The 21,921-nt window shown below is 71.7% G+C and carries 18 protein-coding genes; 13 read left to right on the top strand and 5 right to left on the bottom strand.

The window, feature by feature from the left end:
• Positions 1-39 precede the first annotated feature (39 nt).
• From M4V62_RS11230 to M4V62_RS11220, 3 genes are read right to left on the bottom strand one after another with little or no spacing between them, the layout of a single operon-like run.
• Positions 40-1,578 carry a mannitol dehydrogenase family protein gene (locus M4V62_RS11230; RefSeq protein ID WP_249587109.1) on the bottom strand — a complete coding sequence of 513 codons (1,539 nt, stop codon included), beginning with the start codon at positions 1,576-1,578 and terminating at the stop codon, positions 40-42.
• Positions 1,571-2,713: an NAD(P)-dependent alcohol dehydrogenase gene (locus M4V62_RS11225; RefSeq protein ID WP_249587108.1), complete on the bottom strand. Its 1,143-nt coding sequence runs from the start codon at positions 2,711-2,713 to the stop codon at positions 1,571-1,573. The genes M4V62_RS11230 and M4V62_RS11225 overlap by 8 nt, the downstream gene beginning before the upstream one ends.
• 55 nt (positions 2,714-2,768) lie before the next feature.
• Positions 2,769-4,175, bottom strand: coding sequence for an MFS transporter (locus M4V62_RS11220; RefSeq protein WP_249587107.1), 1,407 nt, complete (start codon positions 4,173-4,175; stop codon positions 2,769-2,771).
• A gap of 321 nt (positions 4,176-4,496) precedes the next feature.
• On the opposite strand from M4V62_RS11220, the gene M4V62_RS11215 reads away from it, so the two are divergent.
• From M4V62_RS11215 to sph, 5 genes are all read left to right on the top strand, one after another.
• Positions 4,497-5,192, top strand: a complete 696-nt coding sequence (locus M4V62_RS11215; RefSeq protein ID WP_249587106.1) for a GntR family transcriptional regulator — start codon at positions 4,497-4,499, stop codon at positions 5,190-5,192.
• 147 nt (positions 5,193-5,339) lie between these two features.
• Positions 5,340-6,533: a Cmx/CmrA family chloramphenicol efflux MFS transporter gene (locus M4V62_RS11210; RefSeq protein WP_249587105.1), complete on the top strand. Its 1,194-nt coding sequence runs from the start codon at positions 5,340-5,342 to the stop codon at positions 6,531-6,533.
• Positions 6,534-6,570: 37 nt separating this feature from the next.
• Positions 6,571-7,026: a RidA family protein gene (locus tag M4V62_RS11205; protein WP_249587104.1), complete on the top strand. Its 456-nt coding sequence runs from the start codon at positions 6,571-6,573 to the stop codon at positions 7,024-7,026.
• A 54-nt stretch (positions 7,027-7,080) separates the two neighbouring features.
• A complete protein-coding gene (locus M4V62_RS11200; protein WP_249587103.1) occupies positions 7,081-7,659 on the top strand; it encodes a TetR/AcrR family transcriptional regulator in 579 nt (192 codons plus the stop codon).
• A gap of 222 nt (positions 7,660-7,881) precedes the next feature.
• Positions 7,882-8,874, top strand: coding sequence for a sphingomyelin phosphodiesterase (gene sph, locus M4V62_RS11195; RefSeq protein WP_249587102.1), 993 nt, complete (start codon positions 7,882-7,884; stop codon positions 8,872-8,874).
• Between the two features lie 64 nt (positions 8,875-8,938).
• Here sph and M4V62_RS11190 read toward each other — a convergent pair whose 3' ends face one another.
• Both M4V62_RS11190 and zapE read right to left on the bottom strand, forming a co-directional pair.
• A complete protein-coding gene (locus tag M4V62_RS11190; protein ID WP_249587101.1) occupies positions 8,939-10,303 on the bottom strand; it encodes an alkaline phosphatase PhoX in 1,365 nt (454 codons plus the stop codon).
• A 93-nt stretch (positions 10,304-10,396) separates the two neighbouring features.
• Positions 10,397-11,488: a cell division protein ZapE gene (gene zapE, locus M4V62_RS11185; RefSeq protein WP_249587100.1), complete on the bottom strand. Its 1,092-nt coding sequence runs from the start codon at positions 11,486-11,488 to the stop codon at positions 10,397-10,399.
• 37 nt (positions 11,489-11,525) lie between these two features.
• On the opposite strand from zapE, the gene M4V62_RS11180 reads away from it, so the two are divergent.
• The 8 genes from M4V62_RS11180 to M4V62_RS11145 all read left to right on the top strand — a co-directional run bounded on the left by M4V62_RS11180 (position 11,526) and on the right by M4V62_RS11145 (position 21,896).
• Complete coding sequence (locus tag M4V62_RS11180; RefSeq protein WP_249587099.1) at positions 11,526-12,290, top strand: pyrimidine reductase family protein; 765 nt, start codon at positions 11,526-11,528, stop codon at positions 12,288-12,290.
• A 145-nt stretch (positions 12,291-12,435) separates the two neighbouring features.
• Positions 12,436-12,909 (top strand): indole-3-glycerol phosphate synthase, encoded by a 474-nt coding sequence (locus M4V62_RS11175; RefSeq protein ID WP_249587098.1) that lies wholly within the window; start codon positions 12,436-12,438, stop codon positions 12,907-12,909.
• 171 nt (positions 12,910-13,080) lie between these two features.
• Positions 13,081-14,475 (top strand): UDP-N-acetylmuramate--L-alanine ligase, encoded by a 1,395-nt coding sequence (gene murC, locus M4V62_RS11170; protein ID WP_249587097.1) that lies wholly within the window; start codon positions 13,081-13,083, stop codon positions 14,473-14,475.
• A 29-nt stretch (positions 14,476-14,504) separates the two neighbouring features.
• Positions 14,505-14,912: a peptide-methionine (R)-S-oxide reductase MsrB gene (gene msrB / locus M4V62_RS11165; protein WP_249587096.1), complete on the top strand. Its 408-nt coding sequence runs from the start codon at positions 14,505-14,507 to the stop codon at positions 14,910-14,912.
• Between the two features lie 100 nt (positions 14,913-15,012).
• Positions 15,013-15,399, top strand: coding sequence for a CU044_2847 family protein (locus M4V62_RS11160; RefSeq protein ID WP_249587095.1), 387 nt, complete (start codon positions 15,013-15,015; stop codon positions 15,397-15,399).
• Position 15,400: 1 nt separating this feature from the next.
• Positions 15,401-17,557, top strand: a complete 2,157-nt coding sequence (locus M4V62_RS11155) for a VMAP-C domain-containing protein (RefSeq protein WP_249587094.1) — start codon at positions 15,401-15,403, stop codon at positions 17,555-17,557.
• Positions 17,554-18,504, top strand: a complete 951-nt coding sequence (locus M4V62_RS11150) for an AAA family ATPase (RefSeq protein WP_249587093.1) — start codon at positions 17,554-17,556, stop codon at positions 18,502-18,504. Before M4V62_RS11155 ends, M4V62_RS11150 begins: the two co-directional genes overlap by 4 nt.
• A gap of 2 nt (positions 18,505-18,506) precedes the next feature.
• Positions 18,507-21,896 (top strand): SAV_2336 N-terminal domain-related protein, encoded by a 3,390-nt coding sequence (locus tag M4V62_RS11145; RefSeq protein ID WP_249587092.1) that lies wholly within the window; start codon positions 18,507-18,509, stop codon positions 21,894-21,896.
• The last annotated feature ends 25 nt before the right edge of the window (positions 21,897-21,921 follow it).

The raw sequence follows: 21,921 nt of genomic DNA, 5'->3' as shown, positions 1-21,921 counted from the left end.
AGGACGTGCGGGAGAGGGAGGGGGAGGGGGTGGAGAGGGTCAGCGGGCGGTACGCGGCACTTCTCTCAGTGCCGCCTCGATACCGCTCGGCGTCCCCAGCGCCGTCGCGTACTCGGCGACGAGCGAGGTGAACTCCGCGTTCCCGGCGACCTGTTCGGGCAGGAGGCCACCCGACTCGATCAGGATCCGCGCCGCCTCCGCCGGGCCACCCGCACGCGCCGCGAGCTTTCGCAGCCGCGCGGCCGCCGGGTCGGCCACCACGCCGAGTGCCGCCTCGTCGTACGCGTCGGGGCCTCCGGTCACCACCTTGATGTACGCCGCGACCCCGAGCGCGAGGACCGTTGGGACGCGCCCGGCCGCGAGGTTCTCCTCGATGGCGCCCGCCCAGCGCACCGGGATCTTCAACGAGCCGTCGGAGCCGACCTGCGCGGTGCGGTGCCCCAGGGCGGGATTCGCGAAGCGCCGCAGCAACTCCGCCACGTACGCAGGGCCGTTGACGCCTTCCGGCAGGGTCAGGGTCGGCAGGATCTCGTCGGTCATCGCGGCGCGCACGGCAGCGCCCACCGACGCGTCGGCCACCGCCTGGTCCATCCGCGCCAGACCGCGCAGCAGCCCGAAGTAGGCGAGGAGCGAATGGGCGCCGTTGAGCAGGCGCAGCTTCATCAGCTCGTACGGGGCCACGTCTGATGTGAAGACGGCACCGGCCTCCTCCCACGCGGGACGCGACGCACGGAAGTCGTCCTCCAGGACCCATAGGCGGTACGGCTCCGCGACCACCGGCACGGTGTCGCGCACACCGAAGCAGCGGGCCGCCAGCGCGCGGTGCTCGTCCGTTGTCGCGGGCACGATGCGGTCCACCATGGTGCTCGGTGTGGACACCGATGCGGCCAAGTAGGCCTGGAGATCGGTGCGTTCGGGGGCGGGCAGAGCCCCGATGAACGCGTCGAGCAGCGCCCGCAGACGCCCGCCGTTGTCCATGAGGTTGTCGCAGCTCAGCAGGGTGACGGGTGCTGCCTGGCCGCGCATCCGGTGCTGAAGGCCGCGGACGAGGAGCCCGATCGCGGTCATCGGGTCGCCCCGGCCTGCGAGGTCCGCGCGGACCGCCGGATCGTCGAGGTCGAGCGAACTGCCGTCAGCAGTAAGGGAGTAGCCCTTCTCTGTGACGGTCAGCGAGACGATGCGCGTGATGTCGGAGGCGATGGCCTCGATCACTTCGGGCGTCTGGTGCGCGGCGACAAGGCCGCGGTGATGGACGCCCGGCACCTGGGCGGCTGGACCGCTGCCCTGACTTAGCGTCAGTACCGTGTAGAGCTCGTCCTGTTGGGACATACCCTCGATCACGGGATGCGGCCCGCTGCGGCCCCGGCCGGTGGCCACACCCCGGATTCCCCACGGGCCCTCGGCGTGCCGCAGTGCGTCGGCGGTGTACACGGCCTGGTGCGCGCGGTGGAAGTTGCCGAGCCCGAGGTGGACGATGCCTGCCTCGGGGGCACGCGGCGGACGCTTGATCCCGGGCACGGGCAGGCGGCTGCGGGCCAGGCGGGGCAGGGCGTTGCCGGGAGCGGGGAGGTCAGCCACGGGCCCGTCCCTCCTGCCAGGTTCCGGAAAGCCCTCCGGAGGCCGTCGCGAGCCCCGGTTCGACGAGCACCTTCAGCTGCGAGCGGTCGGTGAGCGCGGCCGTCAGCGCCGCGTCCGCCCGGTCGAGCGGGAACGACGCCGTCACCAGCGGTTCGAGCCGGATCCGCCCCGTCCCCGCGAGCGCGATCGCCGCCGGGAAGTCACCCGCGTACCGGAAGGCGGTGACGAGGGACATCTCCTGGCGCTGCATCCACGCGAGCGGCAGCTCGGTGACCGGCGCCGACGGATTGCCGACGACGACCGCGGTGCCGCCGGGGCGAAGGGCCCGGATCGCACCGACGAGGGCGCCGCCGTTGCCGGAGCAGTCGAGCGCGACGTCGAAGCCGCCCGGGTCGGCGAGGGCGGTGGCCCTGGCCGGGTCGGGGGTCAGCTCCGCAGCGCCGACGGTCTCGGCGCCCAGTTCGGCGGCGTGCCGCAGCCTGGCACCGGCCACGTCGGAGACCGTCACCGAAGCGGCGCCCGAGGCCAGGGCCACCTGGAGGACGAGCAGCCCGATGGGCCCCGCGCCGGTGACGAGGACCCGGTCGCCGGGTGCGATCCCCGACCGGCGTACGGCGTGCACGGCGACGGCCAGCGGCTCGATCAGCGCGCCGTGGCGTACGTCCATGGAGGCGGGCAGCGGGTGGACGAAGCCCTCCGGGACGACGAGGTACTCGGTCAGGGCGCCGTCGGTGGGCGGTGAGCCGAAGCACGTGCCGCGCGGGCAGAGGTTGTAGCGCCCGGCCCGGCACAGCGCGCACCGGCCGCAGGGGTGGGCGGGTTCGACGGCGACGGGCGTGCCGGGCTCGGGGTGTCCGGCGCCGGGCCCCGCGGCCACGACGACACCGCTCGGCTCGTGGCCGAGGACGGTCGGGGCGCGGAGCACGTTCGGGCCGTTCTCGCCGTGCGCGTAGTAGTGCAGATCCGATCCGCACAGGCCGACGGCGGCGATGCGGACGAGGACCTCGCCGGGCCCTGGCGCGGGCACCGGGCGTTCCTCGACGCGCAGGTCCTTCGGCCCGTGCAGGACCGCTGCGCGCTGCGTCTCGGGCCCGTGCGGCACCGCTGCTCGCAGGCTCTTCGTCTCCTCGGTCACGAGGCGTCCATTTCTCTCGCGGGTTGTCTTGCGGGGCGGTCGAGCGGGAGGGGCGTCAGCGGATCGGCAGCGGCTCCACCCGCTGGATCACGAACGCGTACGTCAGCGCGCCGACCACGGAGAGCGCACCGGACACGAGCAGCGGCACCACGTACGAGCCGCCGGAGGCGGCCAGCAGGAATCCCGTGACGATCGGCCCGAGCGCACCCGCGACGTTCGACGCGAAGTTCTGGATGCCGGCCAGCGAGGCGACGTGCCCCGGTGTCGGCGCCACATCGGCGGGCAGCGAGGCGACGCTCGCCGTGGCGAACGTCAGCGAGGCGTAACTGACCGAGAGCAGGGCGAGGGCGCCCGCCGCCGTCGGCACCACGACCGTGAGGGCGATGACCGAGGAGCAGAGCGTGCCGGAGATGAGGCAGGTCTTGCGGACCTTGGTGGTGGACCAGCCCTTGCGGAGCAGCCGGTCGGCCGTCCAGCCGCCGGTCAGGCTGCCGACGATGGCGACGAGGCCGGGGATGGTGCCGAAGAAGCCGAGGCTCAGGAGGTCGAAGCCGCGCTCGTCCACGAGGTAGCTGGGGAACCAGGTGATGAAGAAGTAGATGACGTAGTTGAGGCAGAAGAAGCCCAGCATCATGCCCCAGACGGTGCGGTAGCGGAACAGGTCCCGCCAGCGCAGCAACTTGGCCCCGCCGTCCGTCCGCTCCGCCGCGTCGCCCGCTTCCTCCGGCTCGAAGCGCGCGCCCCCGCCCTCGATGTAGGCGCGCTCCTCCGTCGTCAGCTTCGGGTGGTCCTCCGGCTCGTGGTACCAGCGCAGCCAGGCGACGATCCAGACGAAGCCGAGCAGACCGCAGACGATGAACGCGGCCCGCCAGTGGAAGGCGGAGACGATCGCCGTGACCAGCGGCAGCGCGATGGCCGTGCCCACGCGCGCACCGTTGTCCCAGACGCTGTTGGCCAGCGTGCGCTCACGCCGCGGGAACCAGCGGGACACCGCCTTGGCGGGCGCCGGATACCCGGCGGCCTCACCGGCCCCGAGCAGCATCCGCGCACCGATCAGGGTGCCGACCCCGCGTACGAGACCCATGGCGACGGTGGCGAGCGACCACCAGATCGCCCCGATGGCGAAGACCCGCTTGACGCCGAACTTGTCCAGGGCGGCGCCCGCGGGCAGCTGGCAGATCGCGTACGTGATGAAGAAGGCGCTGAGGACGAAGCCCTGGATCTCCGGGCCTATGTCCAGGTCCTTGGACATGGCGGGCAGCGCCACGCTCAGCGTCGAGCGGTCCAGGTAGTTGACCGCGAGGCCTCCGAAGCAGAGCGCCACGATGCCCCAGCGGACGTTCTTCCCCCGGCCGCGCGGGCGGGGCGGCGCGGTGTCCTCGCCGGGCCCGTCCGTCGGTCCCTGGGGTGTTCCGGCTGCGGATTTCTTCTGGAGGCCCGGGGTGGCCGGCGTCGTCGTCATCGGACTCCTTTGTACGAGGGACGGGCAGTTGCGGCTCGGGCGGCTCCCGGAGCAGCACCCTTTCTACCTGCGACAGAGCTACCATACAAGGCTTGTATGGTAGTGAATTCCAGACGCGGGTGAGAAGCTGACCCCATGGATCGCCGACCGTCACAGCCCCGCAGCGCCGCCTCGCCCACGCCCGAAAGCGCCGCACCGCGGGTCCGGGAAGGCGCCGCACCGCGGGTCCGGGAAGGCGCCGCACCGCGGGTCCGGGAAAGCGCCGCATCGCCGTCCCGGGAAGGTGCCGCATCGCCCGTCCGTGAATCGGTCCGCACGCGCGTGCACGGGATCCTGCGCGGCCAGATCACCTCGCTCGAACTGCCCCCGGGCAGCCCGCTGTCGGAGAACGAACTGGCCAACGAGCTCCAGGTGAGCCGCACTCCGGTGCGCGAGGCGCTGATCCTGCTCGGCGAGGAGGCGCTGGTCGAGGTCTTCCCGAAGCTGGGCACGTTCGTCTCTCGTATCAGCGTCCCCGCGGTGATGGAGGCTCAGTTCGTGCGCGAGGCCATCGAGTTGGCCGCGCTGCACGAGGCGGTCAAGCGCTCCGACGCGCAGGACATCGCCGACCTGCGCGCGATCCTCGATCTCCAGCGCGAGGCCTGTGAGGCGGGCGACGCGGATACGTTCTTCGGGCAGGACGAGGCGTTCCACCGCCGCCTGATGGAGGCCAGCGGGCATCGCACGCTCTGGCGCACGGTGACCACGGCCAAGGCCCACCTCGACCGAGCCCGCCGGCTCAGCCTGCCGCTGCCGCACCGGGTCGAGACGCTCATCGAGGAGCACGCCTCGGTGGTCGACGCGCTGGAGAGCCGGGACGACGCGGCGGCCGTGGCGGCGCTGCGCGGCCACCTCCAGGGCGTGTTCGACGACATCGGCACGATCCAGGCCCGCCACCCCGAGCTGTTCGTGGCCGACGGCGATGGCGCCGTGCCGGTGCGGCGGCGGGTGCATCCGGGAGTGCGCGGCCAGGTCTGATTCCTGACTGGTTCAAGGGGGATGGTTCACCCCCACAGTTCACCCCCACCCACTTCTGAAGCGATCGATTCAGAATGTGCTAGCGTCCTGACCGTCAGTTTTGGAGCGGGTGCTCCAAAAGGTGGGTCGCGATCATGAGGGGCATCAATGCCACCTGCGGTGTACATAGTTGGGCTCGGCATCTTCACCCAAGGAACCTCGGAGTTCATGCTGTCCGGCCTCCTGCCGGGCATGGCAGCCGACCTGGGTGTGTCGATCCCGGACGCGGGGCTGCTGATCTCGGCCTTCGCGATCGGCATGGTCGTCGGCGCCCCGCTGCTCGCGGTGGCCACCCTGAGCTGGCCCCGGCGGACCGCCCTCGTCTGGCTCCAGGCGGCCTTCGTCGCCGCCCACGTGATCGGCGCGCTCGCCCCCGGCTACGGGGTCCTCTTCGTCACGCGCGTGGTCAGCGCCCTCGCCTACGCGGGGTACTGGGGCGTGGCCGTGGCCACCGTGGTCGCCCTCGTGCCGCCGGCGGCCAAGGGGAAGGCGGTCGCCGTCGTGGCGGGCGGGCTCACGCTGGCCACGGTCGTCGGCGTACCGGCGGGGACCGTCCTGAGCCAGTACTCCAGCTGGCGTGCCGCGTTCTGGGCGGTGGCCGCGGCCACCTTGGTGAGCCTCGTGTGCACGCTGCTCGTCGTCCCCGGCGGCCGGGCCGAAGCCGGGCGTACGTCGGTGAAGGCCGAGCTGCGCGGCATGGCGCGTCCCCAGCTCTGGCTCTCGTACGCCGTCACGGCCTTCACCTTCGGCGCGGTCATCGTCACCTTCAGCTATCTCGCGCCCCTGCTGACCGAGGTGAGCGGAGTGTCCGAGGGGTGGGTGCCCGCGGTCCTCGCCCTGTTCGGCGTCGGCGGGATGGTGGGTCTGGTCATCGGCGGACGCACGGCCGAAGCGCACCCTCTGCGGACCCTCGGCCTGGGGCTCGGCGCGCTCGCCCTCTTCTCCGCGCTGCTCGCGCTTACGGCGCGCTCCACCGTCGTCGTGATCGCGCTGGTCTTCCTGCTCGGCCTGGTCGGATACGTGACCAATCCGGCGCTCCAGTCACGCGTGTTCACCCTCGCCCCGGAGGCCCCGACGCTGGTCGGCGCCACCAATACGGCCGCGTTCAACGTCGGCAACACCCTGGCCCCGCTCCTCGGGGGCCTGACGATCGACGCCGGACTCGGCTACGCCTCGGTCGCCTGGGTCGGCGCCGCGCTCGCCACGGCCGGAGCGGTGGCCGTCCTCTGGGCGGCGCGCCTCCAGCGGGCGGGGCGGGACGCCGTGACGGAGCCCCGGGAACGTACGCGAGTGACCGCATGACCCAAGCCGCACGACGCGTCCACATGACAACGACCCGATGAGCAGGACGAGAGACAAGAGATACGACATGTCGCAGATCCCCGCACCAGGCACCTCCGCAGGCACCGCCGCACGCACCCGCGTCACCGCCGACCCCGACTGGTACGCCTCCGCCGGAATCTCGCTCGGCATCCGCGTCGGAGACCTTGTCTTCGCCTCGGGGCAGGCCCCGGTCGACGAGCGCGGCGTCACGGTGGGCGCCGGGGACTTCGAGGCGCAGGCCCGCCGGGCGCTGGCCAATCTGTCCATCGTCCTGACGAACGCCGGATCCCGACTGGACAAGGCCGTGAAGCTCACGGTCTTCGTCACCGACATGGCCCATCAGGACGTCTTCGCCGCTCTCCGTCAGGAGTTCTACGTACCGCCCTTCCCGGCGGAGTCGTTCGTCCAGGTCGCCGCGCTCGCCGATCCCGAGTGGATGATCGAGATCGAGGGCATCGGCGCTCTCGCGTAGCCAGCCACGGGCGATATTTTGTACGCATGTTCCAAAACCCGTACTGTGGGGGCCATGGCCAGGCCACGAGAGTTCGACGAGGACCGCGTCGTCACCGCGGCCATGGAGACGTTCTGGCGTCATGGCTACGAGGGCACGTCCACGCGCGCGCTGTGCGACAGCACCGGGCTCGGCCCCTCCAGCCTCTACAACACCTTCGGCGGCAAGCGTCAGCTCTATCTGCGCGCCCTGCAGCGTTACTACGAGACCAGCACCGCCGAGCAGATCGAGATCCTGCGAGGCGAAGGAACGGCGAAGCAGCGGCTGCGGGACATGATGGTCCACGCCGTGGACGCCGATCTCGACGAGGCGGACGGGCGCGGCTGCTTCGCGATCAACGCGGCCGTCGAGATCGGCGGGCTCGACCCGGAGGTCAAGGACGCGGTCCGGCGCACCTTCGACCGGGTGGAGGAGGAGCTGCGCACGGTCGTGGCGACCGGTCGGCGCACGGGCGAGCTCCGCTCCACGGCCGACGCGGCGGCCGTAGCGCGCCGCGTGCAGAGCACGTACTACGGCCTTCGCGTCATCGCCCGCGTCCAGGACGACCGGCAGGCGCTGCTCGACACGGTGGAGAGCACGCTCGCCGATCTCTGATCCCCGGGGCCGGCGGGACCCCTCCCCGCCGCCACCGGGGTCGCGCGTTTCAGTCTTGGCGGGACACACAAAAACGTCACGCTCCCGCCGCGACTTCTTTGTTCACGTGAAGTATCCCCAGAAGTAATCACGGCTGATTGGATTGCGGCGCCACATCAGTCACATCCCCATCCGTCACATCACGTGCATCCGCACAACAACCCCCCACTCCCAGGAGATTCAGTGCCGCACCCAGCGCTGCGCAGGACTCACGCCGCCGCGATCACCACCGTGCTCGCCGCGGCCACGCTCGCCGCCGTCGCCCCGTCCGCGACCGCCGACGCGCCTGCCGCCTCTGTCGACACTCCCGCACTCAAGGTGCTCTCGTACAACGCGTTCCTCTTCAGCAAGAACCTCTACCCGAACTGGGGCCAGGACCACCGCGCCAAGGCCATACCGGCCGCGGACTTCTTCCAGGGCAAGGACGTGGTCGTCCTCCAGGAGGCCTTCGACAACTCCTCGTCCGCCGCGCTGATGGCCAACGCCGCGGACCGCTACCCGCACCAGACCCCGGTCATGGGCCGGAGCAAGGACGGCTGGGACGCCACCGGCGGCGCGTACTCCTCGGTGTCCCCGGAGGACGGCGGCGTCACGGTCCTGAGCAAGTGGCCGATTGTGCGCAAGGAGCAGTACGTCTACAAGGAGGCCTGCGGCTCCGACTCCTACTCCAACAAGGGCTTCGTCTATGCCCAGTTGGACGTCAACGGCACGAAGGTGCACGTCGTCGGCACCCACACCCAGTCCACCGACCCGGGCTGCGGCTCCGGCGAGGCGGCCGCGACCCGTGCCACGCAGTTCAAGGAGATGGACGCCTTCCTGGACGCCAAGAACATCCCGGCGGGCGAACAGGTCGTCGTGGCGGGCGACTTCAACGTCGACTCGCACAGCGACGAGTACGCCTCCATGCTCGCCGACGGCGGCTTCGCGCCCGCCGACGGCCGCACGGGCCACCCGTACTCCTTCGACACCCAGGACAACTCCATCGCCGCCGAGCGCTACCCGGACGACCCGCGCGAGGACCTGGACTACGTCCTGCACCGCAAGGGCCACGCCCGCCCCGCGAGCTGGCACAACGAGGTGGTCAAGGAGCAGAGCGCGCCCTGGACGGTCTCCAGCTGGGGCAAGCAGTACACGTACACCAACCTGTCCGACCACCACCCGCTGATCGGTTCCTAGCGGTCGCGGACCGACCCACGGGGTGCGTGGCGGCCTACCGCCACGCACCCCGCGTCAGGTCAGGTCAGGTCCTGTGCCACGGCCCCGTCACGGCGAACGTCGTGCCGGGGTTGTAGCAGTTGACGTACATCGTGTCGTGGTCCGGCGAGAACGAGACGCCCGCGAACTCGCCCCACTCGGGCTTCTCCGGAGTGCCGATGTTCTGCCGGCCGCGGGCCATCGTGTAGACCTCTCCGCGGCGCGTCAGGCCGTACACGTGCTGCGCGCCGTCACCGTCCTCGGCCACCATCAGACCTCCGCTGGGGGCGAGGCAGATGTTGTCCGGGGACTCGCCGGGCAGCTGGATGTCGGTGCTCGGGCCGAAGACGATCACGAGGGTGAGGCGGCGCTCGGAGGGGTCGTAGCGCCAGATCTGGCCGAAGTGGTCGCCCGCCGAGCCCTCCGCGCTGTGCGCGAACGACGACACGAAGTAGACGGACTTCCCGCCCCAGTAGCAGCCCTCCAGCTTCTGCGCGTGCGTGATGCCCTTGGGGCCGAAGTCCTGGTTCCTGATGGGTGTTTGAGCGGCCAGCGGGTCAGGTACGTCGACCCACTCGATGCCCTCGAAGCACGCCCCCGTCTCCTGGATCGCGGACAGGTCGGGCACGCCCGGCACCCGCATGGCCTGGAGCTTGCCGCCCGCGCGGAGTGAACCGCGGCCTCCCTCGGGCTTCTTGGGCAGGAAGCGGTAGAAGAGGCCGAAGGGCTTGAGGAAGGCGTCCTCGGTCTCGTAGACGACACCGCGCCTGGGGTCGACGGCGATCGCCTCGTGCTGGAAGCGGCCCATCGCGGTGAGCGGCACGGCTCCGGTGCGGTGCGGGTCGACGGGGTCGACCTCGAAGATGAAGCCGTGGTCCTTGGTGTAGCCGTTCGTGCCGGCCTTGTCCTCGGTCTCCTCGCAGGTGAGCCAGGTGCCCCAAGGGGTGGGCCCGCCGGCGCAGTTGACCGCGGTCCCGGCGATCGCCACGCGCTCGCTCAGGACGTTGTTGTGGCGGTCGAGCGAGAGCGCCGTACAGCCGCCCTTGCCCATCGGGTCGTAGGTGAGGCCCTTGACCGTGGGCACGGGGGTTCTGCCGTTGTGGCGGTTCTCGTGGTTGCGGACGAGGTGGACGCCGCCGTGCTTGCCGCGGAAGGCGTCCATGCCGTCGAAGTTGCTCGGCACCTTTCCCTCACCGGACGGCAGGTCGCCGCCCTCGCGCGAGAGGACCTTGTAGCGGAAACCTTTCGGCAGATCGAGCAGACCGGCGGGGTCGGGCACAAGCGGCCCGTACCCAGCCTTGCCCTGAGCGGCCGCGCTCCCGGCGAAGAGCTCCGAGAGCGCGCCGGTGAAGGCGATACCCGCACCCACCGCACCGGTACGAGCTAGTACTTGACGTCGTGTCGTGGACATTACGGTCGACCTCCTGCTGGCGGACAGGAACATGACCGGATGTGTGTACCACGCGCCCAGGCGTGCGGGAACCACGCGCGTAGAGGCGAGTCGCTACGGCCGCACGAGTCCCTTCGCGTCCCGCGCGAGCGCCGTGAGCCGCGAGATCGCCCGGAAGTACTTCTTCCGGTAGCCGCCGTTCAGCATCTCCTCGCTGAACAGCTGGTCGAAGGGGACACCCGAGGCGAGCACAGGGACCTCGCGGTCGTACAGCCGGTCGGCGAGCACCACGAGACGCAGCGCGGTCGACTGGTCGGGGACCGGCGTCACATCGGTGAGGCAGACGGCGTGGAGCCCGTCGGTGAGCGCTCCGTACCGGCTGGGGTGGACGCGCGCGAGGTGGTCGAGCAGCAGCGGGAAGTCGTCGAGGCTCGCGCCCTCGGTCGCGTACGCGGCCTTGGTGACCTGCTCGTCCGAGTACGGAGCCGGAGCCTCCGGAAGACCCCGGTGGCGGTAGTCCTCGCCGTCGATGCGCAGCGACCGGAAGTGGGTGGACAGGCCCTGGATCTCGCGCAGGAAGTCGGCGGAGGCGAACCGGCCCTCGCCGAGCTTGCCCGGCAGCGTGTTCGAGGTCGCGGCGAGCGCGACGCCCTCCTCGACGAGCCGCGCGAGCAGCGAGGACACGAGCACCGTGTCGCCCGGGTCGTCGAGCTCGAACTCGTCGATGCAGAGCAGCCGGTGCCCGCTGAGCGTGCGCACGGTCTGCTGGAAGCCGAGCGCCCCGACCAGGTTCGTCAGCTCGACGAAGGTGCCGAACGCCTTCTGCTCGGGCGCGGCGGGCGTCGCGTGCCAGAGGGAGGCGAGGAGGTGGGTCTTGCCCACGCCGTAGCCGCCGTCGAGGTAGACGCCACGAGGGCCCGTGGGGGCGGCCGCCTTCTTCTGGAACCAGCGGCGCTTGCCCGCGCCGGACGCGTGCGCCCCGCCGAGCCCGGCCGCGAAGCCGCTCAGGACCCGCACGGCCTCGGTCTGGCTCGGCTGGTTCGGGTCCGGGATGTACGTATCGAAGCGGACGGAGTCGAAGCGCGGGGGCGGCACCATCTCGGCGACCAGACGGTCGGCGGGGACATGGGGCGCACGGGCGCACAGCGACAGGGGAGCCGCTTCGGCTATGGGGCTCTGCCCGGGGGCGGCGGTGGAGGACGACACGGTTCCTAACTCTAAGCGCCGTGCAAGACTGCTGGACATGCGACGCCTGTTCCCTGTGACCGACCAGACAGACGAAACATCAGTACGAGAGTGGGGGCTGGGGGAGCTGGCCGACGCGTATGCCTATCCCTCGGGCGGCGGCGCCTGGCTGCGCGCCAACATGGTGTCCACGCTCGACGGGGCGGCCCAGCACGACGGCCGGTCGCAGCCCATCTCGAACGCCACGGACATGCGGATCTTCGGCACCCTGCGCGGGATCGCCGACGCCGTGGTCGTGGGTGCGGAAACGGTCCGCCAGGAGGGTTACCGCCCGGCACGCGCGCGTGAGGCCTTCGCCGAGCGCAGGGCGGCCGCCGGGCAGACGGTGGCGCCCGCGATCGCCGTGGTCAGCGCGAGCCTCGACCTGGATTTCACTCTTCCGCTCTTCACCGCGCCGCCGGTGCCCACGCTCGTGGTGACCGGTGCGGCGGCGCCCGCCGAGCGGGTCGCCGCGGCCGAGAAGGCGGGCGCCGTGGTGGTGATCGCGGGGGAGGGGGCAGCGGTCGAGCCCGAGCGGGTCGCACCCGCCCTGGCCGAGCGCGGCCTGACCCGGCTGCTCACGGAGGGCGGGCCCCGGCTGCTCGGCCAGTTCGTGGCGGCGGGCGCCCTGGACGAGCTCTGCTGGACGGTGTCCCCGATGCTCACCGCGGGGGACGCGCAGCGGATCGCCTGGGGGTCCGCGGTGGCGGTGCCGGAACGATTCGCTCTGGCTTCCGTACTGGAGGAGGCCGGGTTCCTCTTCACCCGATACCGTCGAACCTGACAATCAGCGGAATCGACCGTTCCGTTTCGCTTCCGCTGGGCACACTAAAAGTCGCAGACCCCGTGCGGCCACGGGGCAGGATGGTTTCCGCAGGGGCCTGTCGAGACAGACTCTCGGCAGCCCACGGATGAGAAGGGCGCCTGTCGTGTTCACAAGCGTATTGATGATCGAGAAGGCCCTGACCTCCGCCGACGTGGAGTTCGTCACCACCTTGCACGGCGACGAGACGGTCACCTTCCGGGTGCTGCTCCAGCCCCGTGGCGATCAGGCTGACCGCCTGCTGCGGGCCATCGACGACGTGGCTCTGGGGGAGCTCGACGAGGCGGCGAGGGAAGGGGACGTCCCGGAGGGGCAGGACGCGACGGCCCCCGCGCAGAAGGCGCTGGAGGTCTCTCTGATGGCGCTGCACGCGGCGGGCTGCGAGGCGACGGGACAGCTGATCGAGGACCACCCCCTCGACGCGCTCAAGCAGCTGGTCGACGAGGCAGACGCGGACGAGGTCATCGTCCTGACGGACCCGCACTACGTGGAAGAGTTCTTCCACCGTGACTGGGCGTCTCGTGCCCGGCACAAGGTGGGCGTTCCCGTCCTGAAGCTGTTCTCGCACACGGAGGACTGAGCGCTTCGCTGGAATTGCGGTGACGGCTCTGCGGGCCGGTGGGGGCTGGTCGCGCAGTTCCCCGCGCCCCTTACGGGGCGCAGATGTGCCCGCTGTCCGCCCGAGGCAATAGTCTGGGCCCTGCTCAGCAGCTCAGCTGCCGTAACTCTTGGATCTTGGGGAGACACACGTATGGCACCCGGCCTGCCCACCGCCATGGACCGACCGCACTTCATCGGCATCGGCGGCGCCGGAATGTCGGGCATCGCCAAGATCCTCGCCCAGCGCGGCGCCAAGGTCGCGGGCAGTGACGCGCGGGAGTCGGCCACGGCCGAGGCCCTGCGGACCCTGGGCGCCACGGTCCACATCGGCCACGACGCCGCGCACCTCGCCTCCGACGCGACCTGCGTGGTCGTCTCCTCCGCGATCCGCGCCGACAACCCCGAGCTGGCCCGCGCCACCGAGCTCGGCATCCCGGTCGTGCACCGCTCGGACGCCCTGGCCTCCCTGATGGAGGGCCTGCGCCCGATCGCGGTGGCCGGCACGCACGGCAAGACCACGACGACGTCGATGCTCGCGGTCACCCTCTCCACCCTCGGCCTCGACCCCTCGTACGCGATCGGCGGCGACCTGGACGCCCCGGGCTCGAACGCGCTGCACGGCGTGGGCGACATCTTCGTGGCCGAGGCGGACGAGAGCGACCGCAGCTTCCACAAGTACGCGCCCGAGGTCGCCATCGTCCTGAACGTGGAGCTCGACCACCACGCCAACTACGCGTCGATGGACGAGATCTACGAGTCCTTCGAGACCTTCGCGGGCAAGATCGTCCCCGGCGGCACCCTGGTGATCGCGGCGGACCAGTCCGGCGCGGCCGAGCTGACGCGGCGCGTGCGCGACCTGGGCGAGCTGAAGGTCGTCACGTACGGCGAGTCCGAGGGCTCCGACCTCCGGATCCACAAGGTCACCCCGCGCGGCCTGACCAGCGAGGTCACGGTCATCCTCAACGGCAAGTTCCTGACCTTCACGGTCTCGGTCCCCGGCCGCCACTACGCCCACAACGCGGTGGCCGCCCTGGCCGCGGGCATCGCGCTCGGCATCCCGGCGCACAACCTCGCGTCCGCCCTCGGCTCGTACACCGGCGTCAAGCGCCGCCTCCAGCTCAAGGGCGAGGCGAAGGGCGTCCAGGTCATCGACTCGTACGCGCACCACCCCACGGAGATGACCGCGGACCTGGAGGCGATGCGCTCCTCCGCGGGCGACTCGCGCCTCCTGGTCCTCTTCCAGCCGCACCTCTTCTCCCGCACGCAGGAGCTGGGCAAGGAGATGGGCCAGGCCCTGGCCCTCGCGGACGCCTCCGTGGTCCTCGACATCTACCCCGCCCGCGAGGACCCGATCCCCGGCATCACCAGCGCCCTGATCATCGACGCGGCCGTGGCGGCGGGCGCCGACGTACGGGCCGTGCACGACAAGACGGAGGCAGCGGCGGTCGTCGCGGGAATGACGAGGCCCGGCGATCTCGTTCTCACCATGGGAGCGGGCGACGTCACGGACCTCGGCCCGCAGATCCTGGCAGAGCTGTCGAAGTAGCAAGTCGAAGCATTAAGGGGTTCAGTCTCATGTCGTACGACGTCGAGAAGCCGGACGAGCAGTGGCGCGCGGAGCTCAGCCCCTCGGAGTACGCGGTCCTGCGCCAGGCCGGGACGGAACCGGCCTTCGTGGGTGAGTACACCGACACGAAGACGAAGGGTGTCTACTCCTGTCGTGCGTGCGGGGCGGAGCTGTTCACCTCGGAGGAGAAGTTCGAGTCGCACTGCGGCTGGCCGAGCTTCTTCGACCCCAAGGACACGGACGCGGTCGAGCTGCTCCAGGACTCCTCGCACGGCATGGTGCGCACGGAGGTCCGCTGCGCGCGGTGCGGGTCGCACCTCGGTCACGTCTTCGAGGGCGAGGGGTATGCCACGCCTACGGACCAGCGGTACTGCATCAACTCGATCTCGTTGACGCTGGCGCCCGAGGAGGGCTGAGCCACCGGGTCGTCGCCCGCTCGGGAGCCGAGAACCGCGGCGACTGCTCCGCTTCCGCCGAACCCGGTACGCCGTCGTCGCTGATCGGCACAATGTGAAGGTGCCCAACTTCACTGAGCTCGAACTCGCCGACGGGACCGCCATCCGTTTCGAGGTGTTCCCCGCCCAGGGACAGCCGCCCGTGCCGGAACCGGAGTCGGACGGGGACCTGCCCGACGGCATGGGCCACAGCGTTCCGGTGTCACGGGGCGGCGACGCGGTGGCCGCGTTCGCCGTCGAGGCGCTGCGCACCACCCTGCGCCCGCTGGGTCCCCTCATCCGCGAGGTCCATGACGCGGTGATGGAGTCCGAACGGCCCCCGCAGGAGGCGAGCGTGACGTTCGGGGTGCAGGTCGGGCAGGATCTCAAGCTCGGCATCGTCGGCGGCAGCGCGCAGGCCCACCTCACCGTCTCGGCGACGTGGCAGCGCCCTGCGTCGGCCGGCTGACATGGGCTGGTTCCTGACCGAGGCCGGGTCCCCCTCGGCCGACCCGCGGCACTGCGTCGTCTCGGTGCTGCGCACCCGCGACGTCAAGACCGCGGGAGCCGGGGTGTTGTTGACCCCGACCCGGCTGCTGACCTGTGCTCATGTCGTCAACGACGCCCTGGGGCGCAGGCCGTTCGAGACCCGGCACCCCGGTCGCGAGACGGTGCACGTGACCCTGCGCGGGCCGTCCGCCTCCGTCAACCACGAGACCAGGGTGGTCCATTGGGTGCCGCCACGCCGTCTCGACGGCGCGGCGGAGGTGCAGGAGAAGAGCGATCACGAATGGCTCGGCGACCTCGCGGTGCTGCGCCTCGACTCGATGCCCCACGAGGCTGTCCCCTCGCCGTTGTGGCAGCCCATGGTGCAGGGGCAGTCGCTGCGGGCCTGGCACGGCAGCGGCATGAGCAGTTCCTTCGCCGACGTACGGGTCAAGACCTGTGACGACCTGCTCGGTTACGTGGACGGAGAGCCCACCGGGATGGCCATCGGCCCCGCCTTCAGCGGCGGCCCGCTCTGGTCGGTCACCGACAATGCCGCCGTGGGCCTGGTGGTCGCCCACATCATGCCGCCCGCCGACCCCGTCACCGGGGCGGCCAGGCCCTTCAGCTCCCAGCACCTCTCGCGCCGCAGCTGGGGCATCCCCTGGCAGCGCATCGAGGCCGAACTGCGGGCCGTCGGCGCCGATGACCTCCTCGACGTCGCCGTGGCCGACCCGGACGATCCCGCGTTACCGGTGCTCACCGAACTCCTCGAGGGCATCATGCCCTCACCCGAGCTGCGCGGGGACCACGCGCGGGCCGTCGCGCGCCGGTGCGGATATGGCCACCCGGGCGGCGAATCCGCCCCCACTCCCGCGGAGTTCGCCCAGCTCCTGGTCACCGAACCCCGCGCGCTCGCGGCGCTCGCCGAAGTGCTGCGGCGCCCCGAACCCGCCGCCGTCCGCCCGCTGTTGGACGCCGGACAGTTCTCCCCGGTGCCCCGGCTGCTCTCGCCCGACGAGCACCGCAGACTCCACCAGGCGCTGAAGGGGGTCCCCGCGGCCACCCTGGCCCGGCTGCCGGAAGCGGTGCGCGCCGCACTGCCCCTGGCGGCCGCCTTCCCCGGGGCGGACTCCACCGACGCCTATCTCGATCACCTGGAATGCCTGCCGGGCGACAGCCGCACGGACGGGGAGGGGTTCCGGGTTCCGGCCCTGCTGCGGGTGATGGAGTACATGGCGGCCCTGTGCCTGCCCGCGCAGTGCGCACGGCTGCGGATGTGGTCGGACGGCGTCGCCAAACGGCTCGGCATCCCCCGCTCGGCCCTCGCCGAACGCCGTTCCGACGCGGTGGACTGGTCCAGGACACAGGGTCAACGGGACGTGCCACTGCGGGTGTTGGTGCAGGTGAGCCGCAGCGGTGAGGACCGCTACCGGCTGCGCGTCTGGTGCGACGAGGGCGCCGGGCCCCGGCAGGTGTCGACGGAGGGCGATGTCACGTTCAGCGCGGCGCTGGCCGCGCGGGAGCTGCTGCGGGTCCTGGAGTCGCTGCACCAGGCCTCGCCGAGCGACCGAAGACCCCTCGTGGAGGCGCTGGTCGACCGGGCGGGTCTGAACCTGCCGATAGACGAGTGGGAGAGCTTCGGGCCCGACGATCTGGTGCCGGGGGTCATCGGCGCGGAGTACCCACTGGTCGTCAACTGTCCGGAACTCCTGCGCCGCAACGAACGTTTTCTCCCTGACTGGCGCCGCCGCTGGCGCCAGCTCGACACGGGCGTCTCCCTGTTGTTCGCCGACGAGTCGCTGGGACGGCGCGAGATCTACGGCGCGTTGATGGACCACGCGGACGCCGTGCGCGTCGCGGTGGACGTCCCGCCGCGGCTGCGCGACGAGGTCGTGCAGGCATGCCTGGTGGTCGGGATCCCGGTGGTCGTGTGGGACCGGGGCCTCGGGCGCGAGTCCCACGCCGTGGAGCGGATGAGCGGCGTGACCACCCGTGAACTCCCCGAAGGCGTGCGGTCGTACCGCGCCAAGACGGTGCACCAGCCCCGCGCCTTTCCCGGACGACCGGTCCTCGCCTGGGCCGACCCGGACCGCACGGTTCCGCAACTGCATCTGTCCGAGCCCCAGGAGGGAACATGAGCACGGACTCCAACGGCAGCTGGCGGATCTTCCGCGGCGACGGCATGCCGCGCCCCGTCACCATGCCGCCCGCCCCGCCCTGGCGCCGGTTCAGCCCGCCGGACGGATCGGCGGCGCCGCTGCCCTATCTGATCGCCCGGGAGCACGCGGACGTGGTCAACGCGGCACTGCATCTGCGCAGGCCGCTCCTGGTGACAGGTCCCGCGGGCACCGGCAAGTCCTCGCTCGCGCGGGCCGTCGCGCACGAACTCAGCCTCGGCGAGCTGTTGCGCTGGCCGGTCAACAGCCGCTCCAGCGTGCAGGACGCCCTCTACCAGTACGACGCCATCGGACGCCTGAGGGAGACCACCCTCAGCCGTGACCGCGGAGACCGCGAGCCCTCCATCGGCAACTTCATCCGGCTCGGTGCTCTGGGCACGGCCCTCGCCCCGACCGGCACACCTCGGGCGCTGCTCGTCGACGAGATGGACAAGGGCGACGTCGACCTGCCGAACGATCTGCTGACCGTCTTCGAGGAGGGCGTCTTCGAGATACCCGAACTGGCCCGGCTGCCCGAGGAGATGGCGACCGTCGACGTCCTGACGGCGGACCACCACGGCTCGGTCGCCGTCGAGCAGGGCCGGGTGCAGTGCGTCGAGTTCCCCGTCGTCGTCATCACCAGCAACGGCGAGCGCGACTTCCCGCCCGCCTTCCTGCGCCGCTGCATCCGGCTCGACCTTCCGGTCCCGGACGAGGACCGGCTGCGCGCCATCGTCTCGGCGCACCTGGGGGACGGAGCGCTCCTGGAGGTCGACGACCTGCTACAGGCGTTCCTGCGCCGCCGGGCACCCGGCGAACTCGCCACCGACCAGCTGCTCAACGCGGTGTTCCTGCGGGCAGGGGGAGTGGACCTGGACGCCGAAGGGCTGCTGGACGCGGTGCTCCACCAGCTGACGGGAACCCTCTGACCGTGGACCGCAGGGACGACACCCTGGCCACCGCCCTGCGGGTCCTCAAGGCGGCTGGGCAGAGCCTCGACGCGCAAGAAGTCCTGGACGTGCTGTGGCTGGCCCACCGCCTGACCGACGGCCCCGGAGAGCTGCCGCTGGAACGTGCGAGCCGCCGCGCGCACAGCCGCCCGGAGCCGTCCCCGCACGGCGAGGCGTCCGAACCGGCCGAGGACGACGGCGAACCCCCCGAACCGGCCACGCCCGACGACGACCTGCCCGACCTCACCACGCCCGAGCTGCACGCCGCGTCCCTGCCCCCTCTTGTTCCCGACCGCCCCGCGCCCCTGCCGGCGGACGAGGAACAGCCCGCCCTTCCCCTGCGTGTCCCCGAGGACAAGGCGCTGCGGCAGGAGCTGCTCATCGGACGCGCGCTGCGCCCGCTGAAGCGCAAGCGGCCCAGCAGGTGGCGTCAGGAACTGGACGAGGCAGCCACCGCGGCGGCGCTGGCCGAGACGCGGCTGCCCGATGTGGTCATGCGTCCGGCGCGTGAACGCTGGCTGCATCTGGCCCTTGTCGTCGACGGCGGCCTCTCGATGCTCCTGTGGCACCGGCTCGCCGCCGATCTGCGCACCGCGCTGCAACGCCTGGCCGCCTTCCGCTCCATCCGGGTCCTCGGTCTCGACACCCGTGGCGCCGACACCCCGGTCCTGCACGGCAGGCCCTTCGACAGCGGCGGCTCCACCATGTCGCCGAGCACCCTGCTCGACCCGACCGGACAGACACTGGTCCTCGTCGTCAGCGACGGCCTCGGCAGCGCCTGGCGGCGCGGCACCATGCACGACACTCTGCTGGAGTGGGCCACCAGAGGTCCGGTGGCGGTGCTCCACACCCTGCCGCCCGCGCTGTGGGACGGCTCCGGCATCCAGGCCGACCGCTGGCAGGCCACCACCCGCAGGACCGGCGGCGCCAACACGTCGTGGGAGATCACCGACCGGGTGCTGCCCGTGGGCGTCGCCGACTTCTCCGGCGTGCCCATCCCCGTCCTCGAACCGGTGGCGGAGTCGCTGCGGGACTGGTCGCTGCTGCTCACCTCGCCGGGCACCACCGTCGAACTGCCCCTCCTGGCCCGCCCGCAGCGGCTCGCGCCGATCACCCCGGGGCGCGAGGTCCGCGGCATCCAGCACTTCCGTGACGCGGCATCCCCGGAGGCGTACCGGCTGGCCGCGCATCTGGCCGCCGTCTCCCCGCTGTCCGTGCCCGTCATGCGGCTCGTGCAGTCCGCCGTGCCCTGGCGGGCCCCGGCCGCGCAGCTGGCCGAGGTCTTCCTGGGGGGTCTGATGCACCCGTACCCGGCTCCCGTGCCGGGGCCGCTGCCCGCGAAGCACCGCATCTTCGACTTCACGGAGGAGAGCAAGACCGCGCTCCTCGACGCCGTGCCCAGCTCCGAACTGCTCCGCACCGGGCGGGCCATCGGCCGGCGCCTGGAACAACTGGCCGGCCGCTCACCGGACTTCCCCGCCTGGCTCACCCACCCCGAAGGAGCGGACACGGTGCCCGCCGCCTTCCATTCCTTCACCGCGGTCGAACGCCGGCTCCTCGCACGGTTCGGCGTGGCGGCGCAGCCCCGTGTCCCGGCCTTCGACGCGCCGGACGGGCCCCGTGCGGAGCCGTGGGCACCCTTGACCCCGCAGGATCCCAAGCGCCTCGGCCGCTTTCAGCTGCTCGGCCGCAGGGCAGGCACCCGCACCTTGGTCTACCGAGGCCGGGACGACAGCGGCGGCGAGGCGGCCCTGCGGGTGGCACGTCCCGATCTGCCCGTGGCCACCGAGCAGTTGCTGATCACCGAGGCCGAGGCGCTGCGCCGGATGAACGGGCGCTACGCCCCCGAGCTCCTGGCCTCCGGACTCGACGACCGCCCCGCCTGGCTCGCCATGCGGCTGGTCGCGGCCCCCGGGAACACGGATCTGCAGCCGCCCCGGCTCAATGAACTCCTCGCGTACGAAACGCCGGAAGGCACCTCCGCGTTCGACATCCTCACCAGCCTGCTGCTCGCCTGGCACCTGGCGAGCGCGCTGAGCATCTGCCATCTCAACGGGCTGGTTCCGGCCGGTCTCACCCCGGACTCGGTGATGGTCCTGGAACGGTCCGTGGTGCTCGTCGGCCTCTCGGACTGCGTCGTGGACGGTGAGTTCTCCGGTGCGGGAGCCGCGCCGACGCGAGAGGACAACGTCAAGTCCCTCGGCGAACTGCTGCGGTTGATCAGCAGCAAGCGGCAGACCTCCCTGCCCGGCCTGCCCGACGGCATGCAGCTCTGGCAGGGCACCACCTGGCAGCCCCTTCGCGACATGGTCAAGCAGTGCCTGGACGCGGACCCGGGCAGGCGGCCCACCGCAGCCTCGGTCGCCGACAGGCTGGCCCGGTACGTCGCGATCGCGCAGGCCATGCGCGGCGACGGGAAGCCCTCCGGACAGCCGGCGGCCTCCTCCGGCCGCGTGCCTCCGCGCCCGCCCCTGCAGACCACGGCGAGCGAGCAGAGCGCTCCGGCCGCTTCCCGGATCGGCCGTCGCAGCCTCCGCGTGGACCTGGGGATCGGAGGCGCCCGCGCCGCGCACGAGAACCGCCTGTCCCTGGCCCGCCGCCCCCTCACGTACAGCAGACGCGTCATCGTGGTCGGCGCCCACCCGAGCTGCGGCCGGTCCACCACCACGTTCATGCTGGGCTCGCTGTTCGTGGCGGTGCGCGGCGAGCCGGTCCTCGCCATGGACGGCGCCCCGGTCAGCGGTGACCTGAACGGCTACCTGGTCCGGCAGAACACCGCGACACCCCGCGATCTCACCAGGCTGCCGATGGACGCGGGCCACGCCGACATCCGCCGCCTGACCAGCCTCGCCCCCTCGGGCCTTGAAATCCTCGCGCACCGGGCCAGCTACGCCGTCCGCAGCCCGGCCTACGCCGAGGAGTACCGCCGCATCCTCACGATGACGGCCCGCCACTACCCCGTGATGCTGACCGACTGGGCGGCGCCGCCGCGGGACCCGGCGCTCGACGTGGCCCTGGACATGGCCGACCGTCTGATCGTCTGCTGCACGACCTCGACCTACTCCGTGACGGCCGCCGCCGAGCTCCTCGACGACCTGCGCGAGCGGGGTCGCGAGGAACTGGCCGGCCAGGCCCTGATCGTCGCGTCCCGCCTCGGCGGCATCGACAAGCCCCTGCGGGACACGGAGGTCGAGGAGCGCTTCACCGACGCGTGCGCCGGCACCGTCCTCATCCCCTTCGACCTCCACCTCTCCGAACACCGCGCCAAGGAACTCGCCCGCCTCAGAGGACGCACGGCGGAGGCGTTCCTGGATCTGGCGGCGCGGGTCGTGTCGGGTCCGCGGGAGGCGGGAGCTCCCGACGCCGGGTAGACGCGGGAGCCACCGCCGGACGGAG

This window comes from Streptomyces durmitorensis (assembly GCF_023498005.1).
In the GTDB taxonomy this organism is placed as follows: domain Bacteria; phylum Actinomycetota; class Actinomycetes; order Streptomycetales; family Streptomycetaceae; genus Streptomyces; species Streptomyces durmitorensis.
Note: the sequence above shows the minus strand (reverse complement) of the source record. Positions and strands in the feature narration are given on the sequence as shown.

What these genes read in the sequence shown, in the direction of transcription:
- M4V62_RS11220 (WP_249587107.1), bottom strand. Translation starts at nt 4,175, where the DNA reads ATGACGACGACGCCGGCCACCCCGGGCCTCCAGAAGAAATCCGCAGCC.
- msrB (WP_249587096.1), top strand. Translation starts at nt 14,505, where the DNA reads ATGTCGTACGACGTCGAGAAGCCGGACGAGCAGTGGCGCGCGGAGCTC.
- M4V62_RS11210 (WP_249587105.1), top strand. Translation starts at nt 5,340, where the DNA reads ATGCCACCTGCGGTGTACATAGTTGGGCTCGGCATCTTCACCCAAGGA.
- murC (WP_249587097.1), top strand. Translation starts at nt 13,081, where the DNA reads ATGGCACCCGGCCTGCCCACCGCCATGGACCGACCGCACTTCATCGGC.
- M4V62_RS11150 (WP_249587093.1), top strand. Translation starts at nt 17,554, where the DNA reads ATGAGCACGGACTCCAACGGCAGCTGGCGGATCTTCCGCGGCGACGGC.
- M4V62_RS11155 (WP_249587094.1), top strand. Translation starts at nt 15,401, where the DNA reads ATGGGCTGGTTCCTGACCGAGGCCGGGTCCCCCTCGGCCGACCCGCGG.
- M4V62_RS11190 (WP_249587101.1), bottom strand. Translation starts at nt 10,303, where the DNA reads ATGTCCACGACACGACGTCAAGTACTAGCTCGTACCGGTGCGGTGGGT.
- M4V62_RS11205 (WP_249587104.1), top strand. Translation starts at nt 6,571, where the DNA reads ATGAGCAGGACGAGAGACAAGAGATACGACATGTCGCAGATCCCCGCA.
- M4V62_RS11180 (WP_249587099.1), top strand. Translation starts at nt 11,526, where the DNA reads ATGCGACGCCTGTTCCCTGTGACCGACCAGACAGACGAAACATCAGTA.
- M4V62_RS11200 (WP_249587103.1), top strand. Translation starts at nt 7,081, where the DNA reads ATGGCCAGGCCACGAGAGTTCGACGAGGACCGCGTCGTCACCGCGGCC.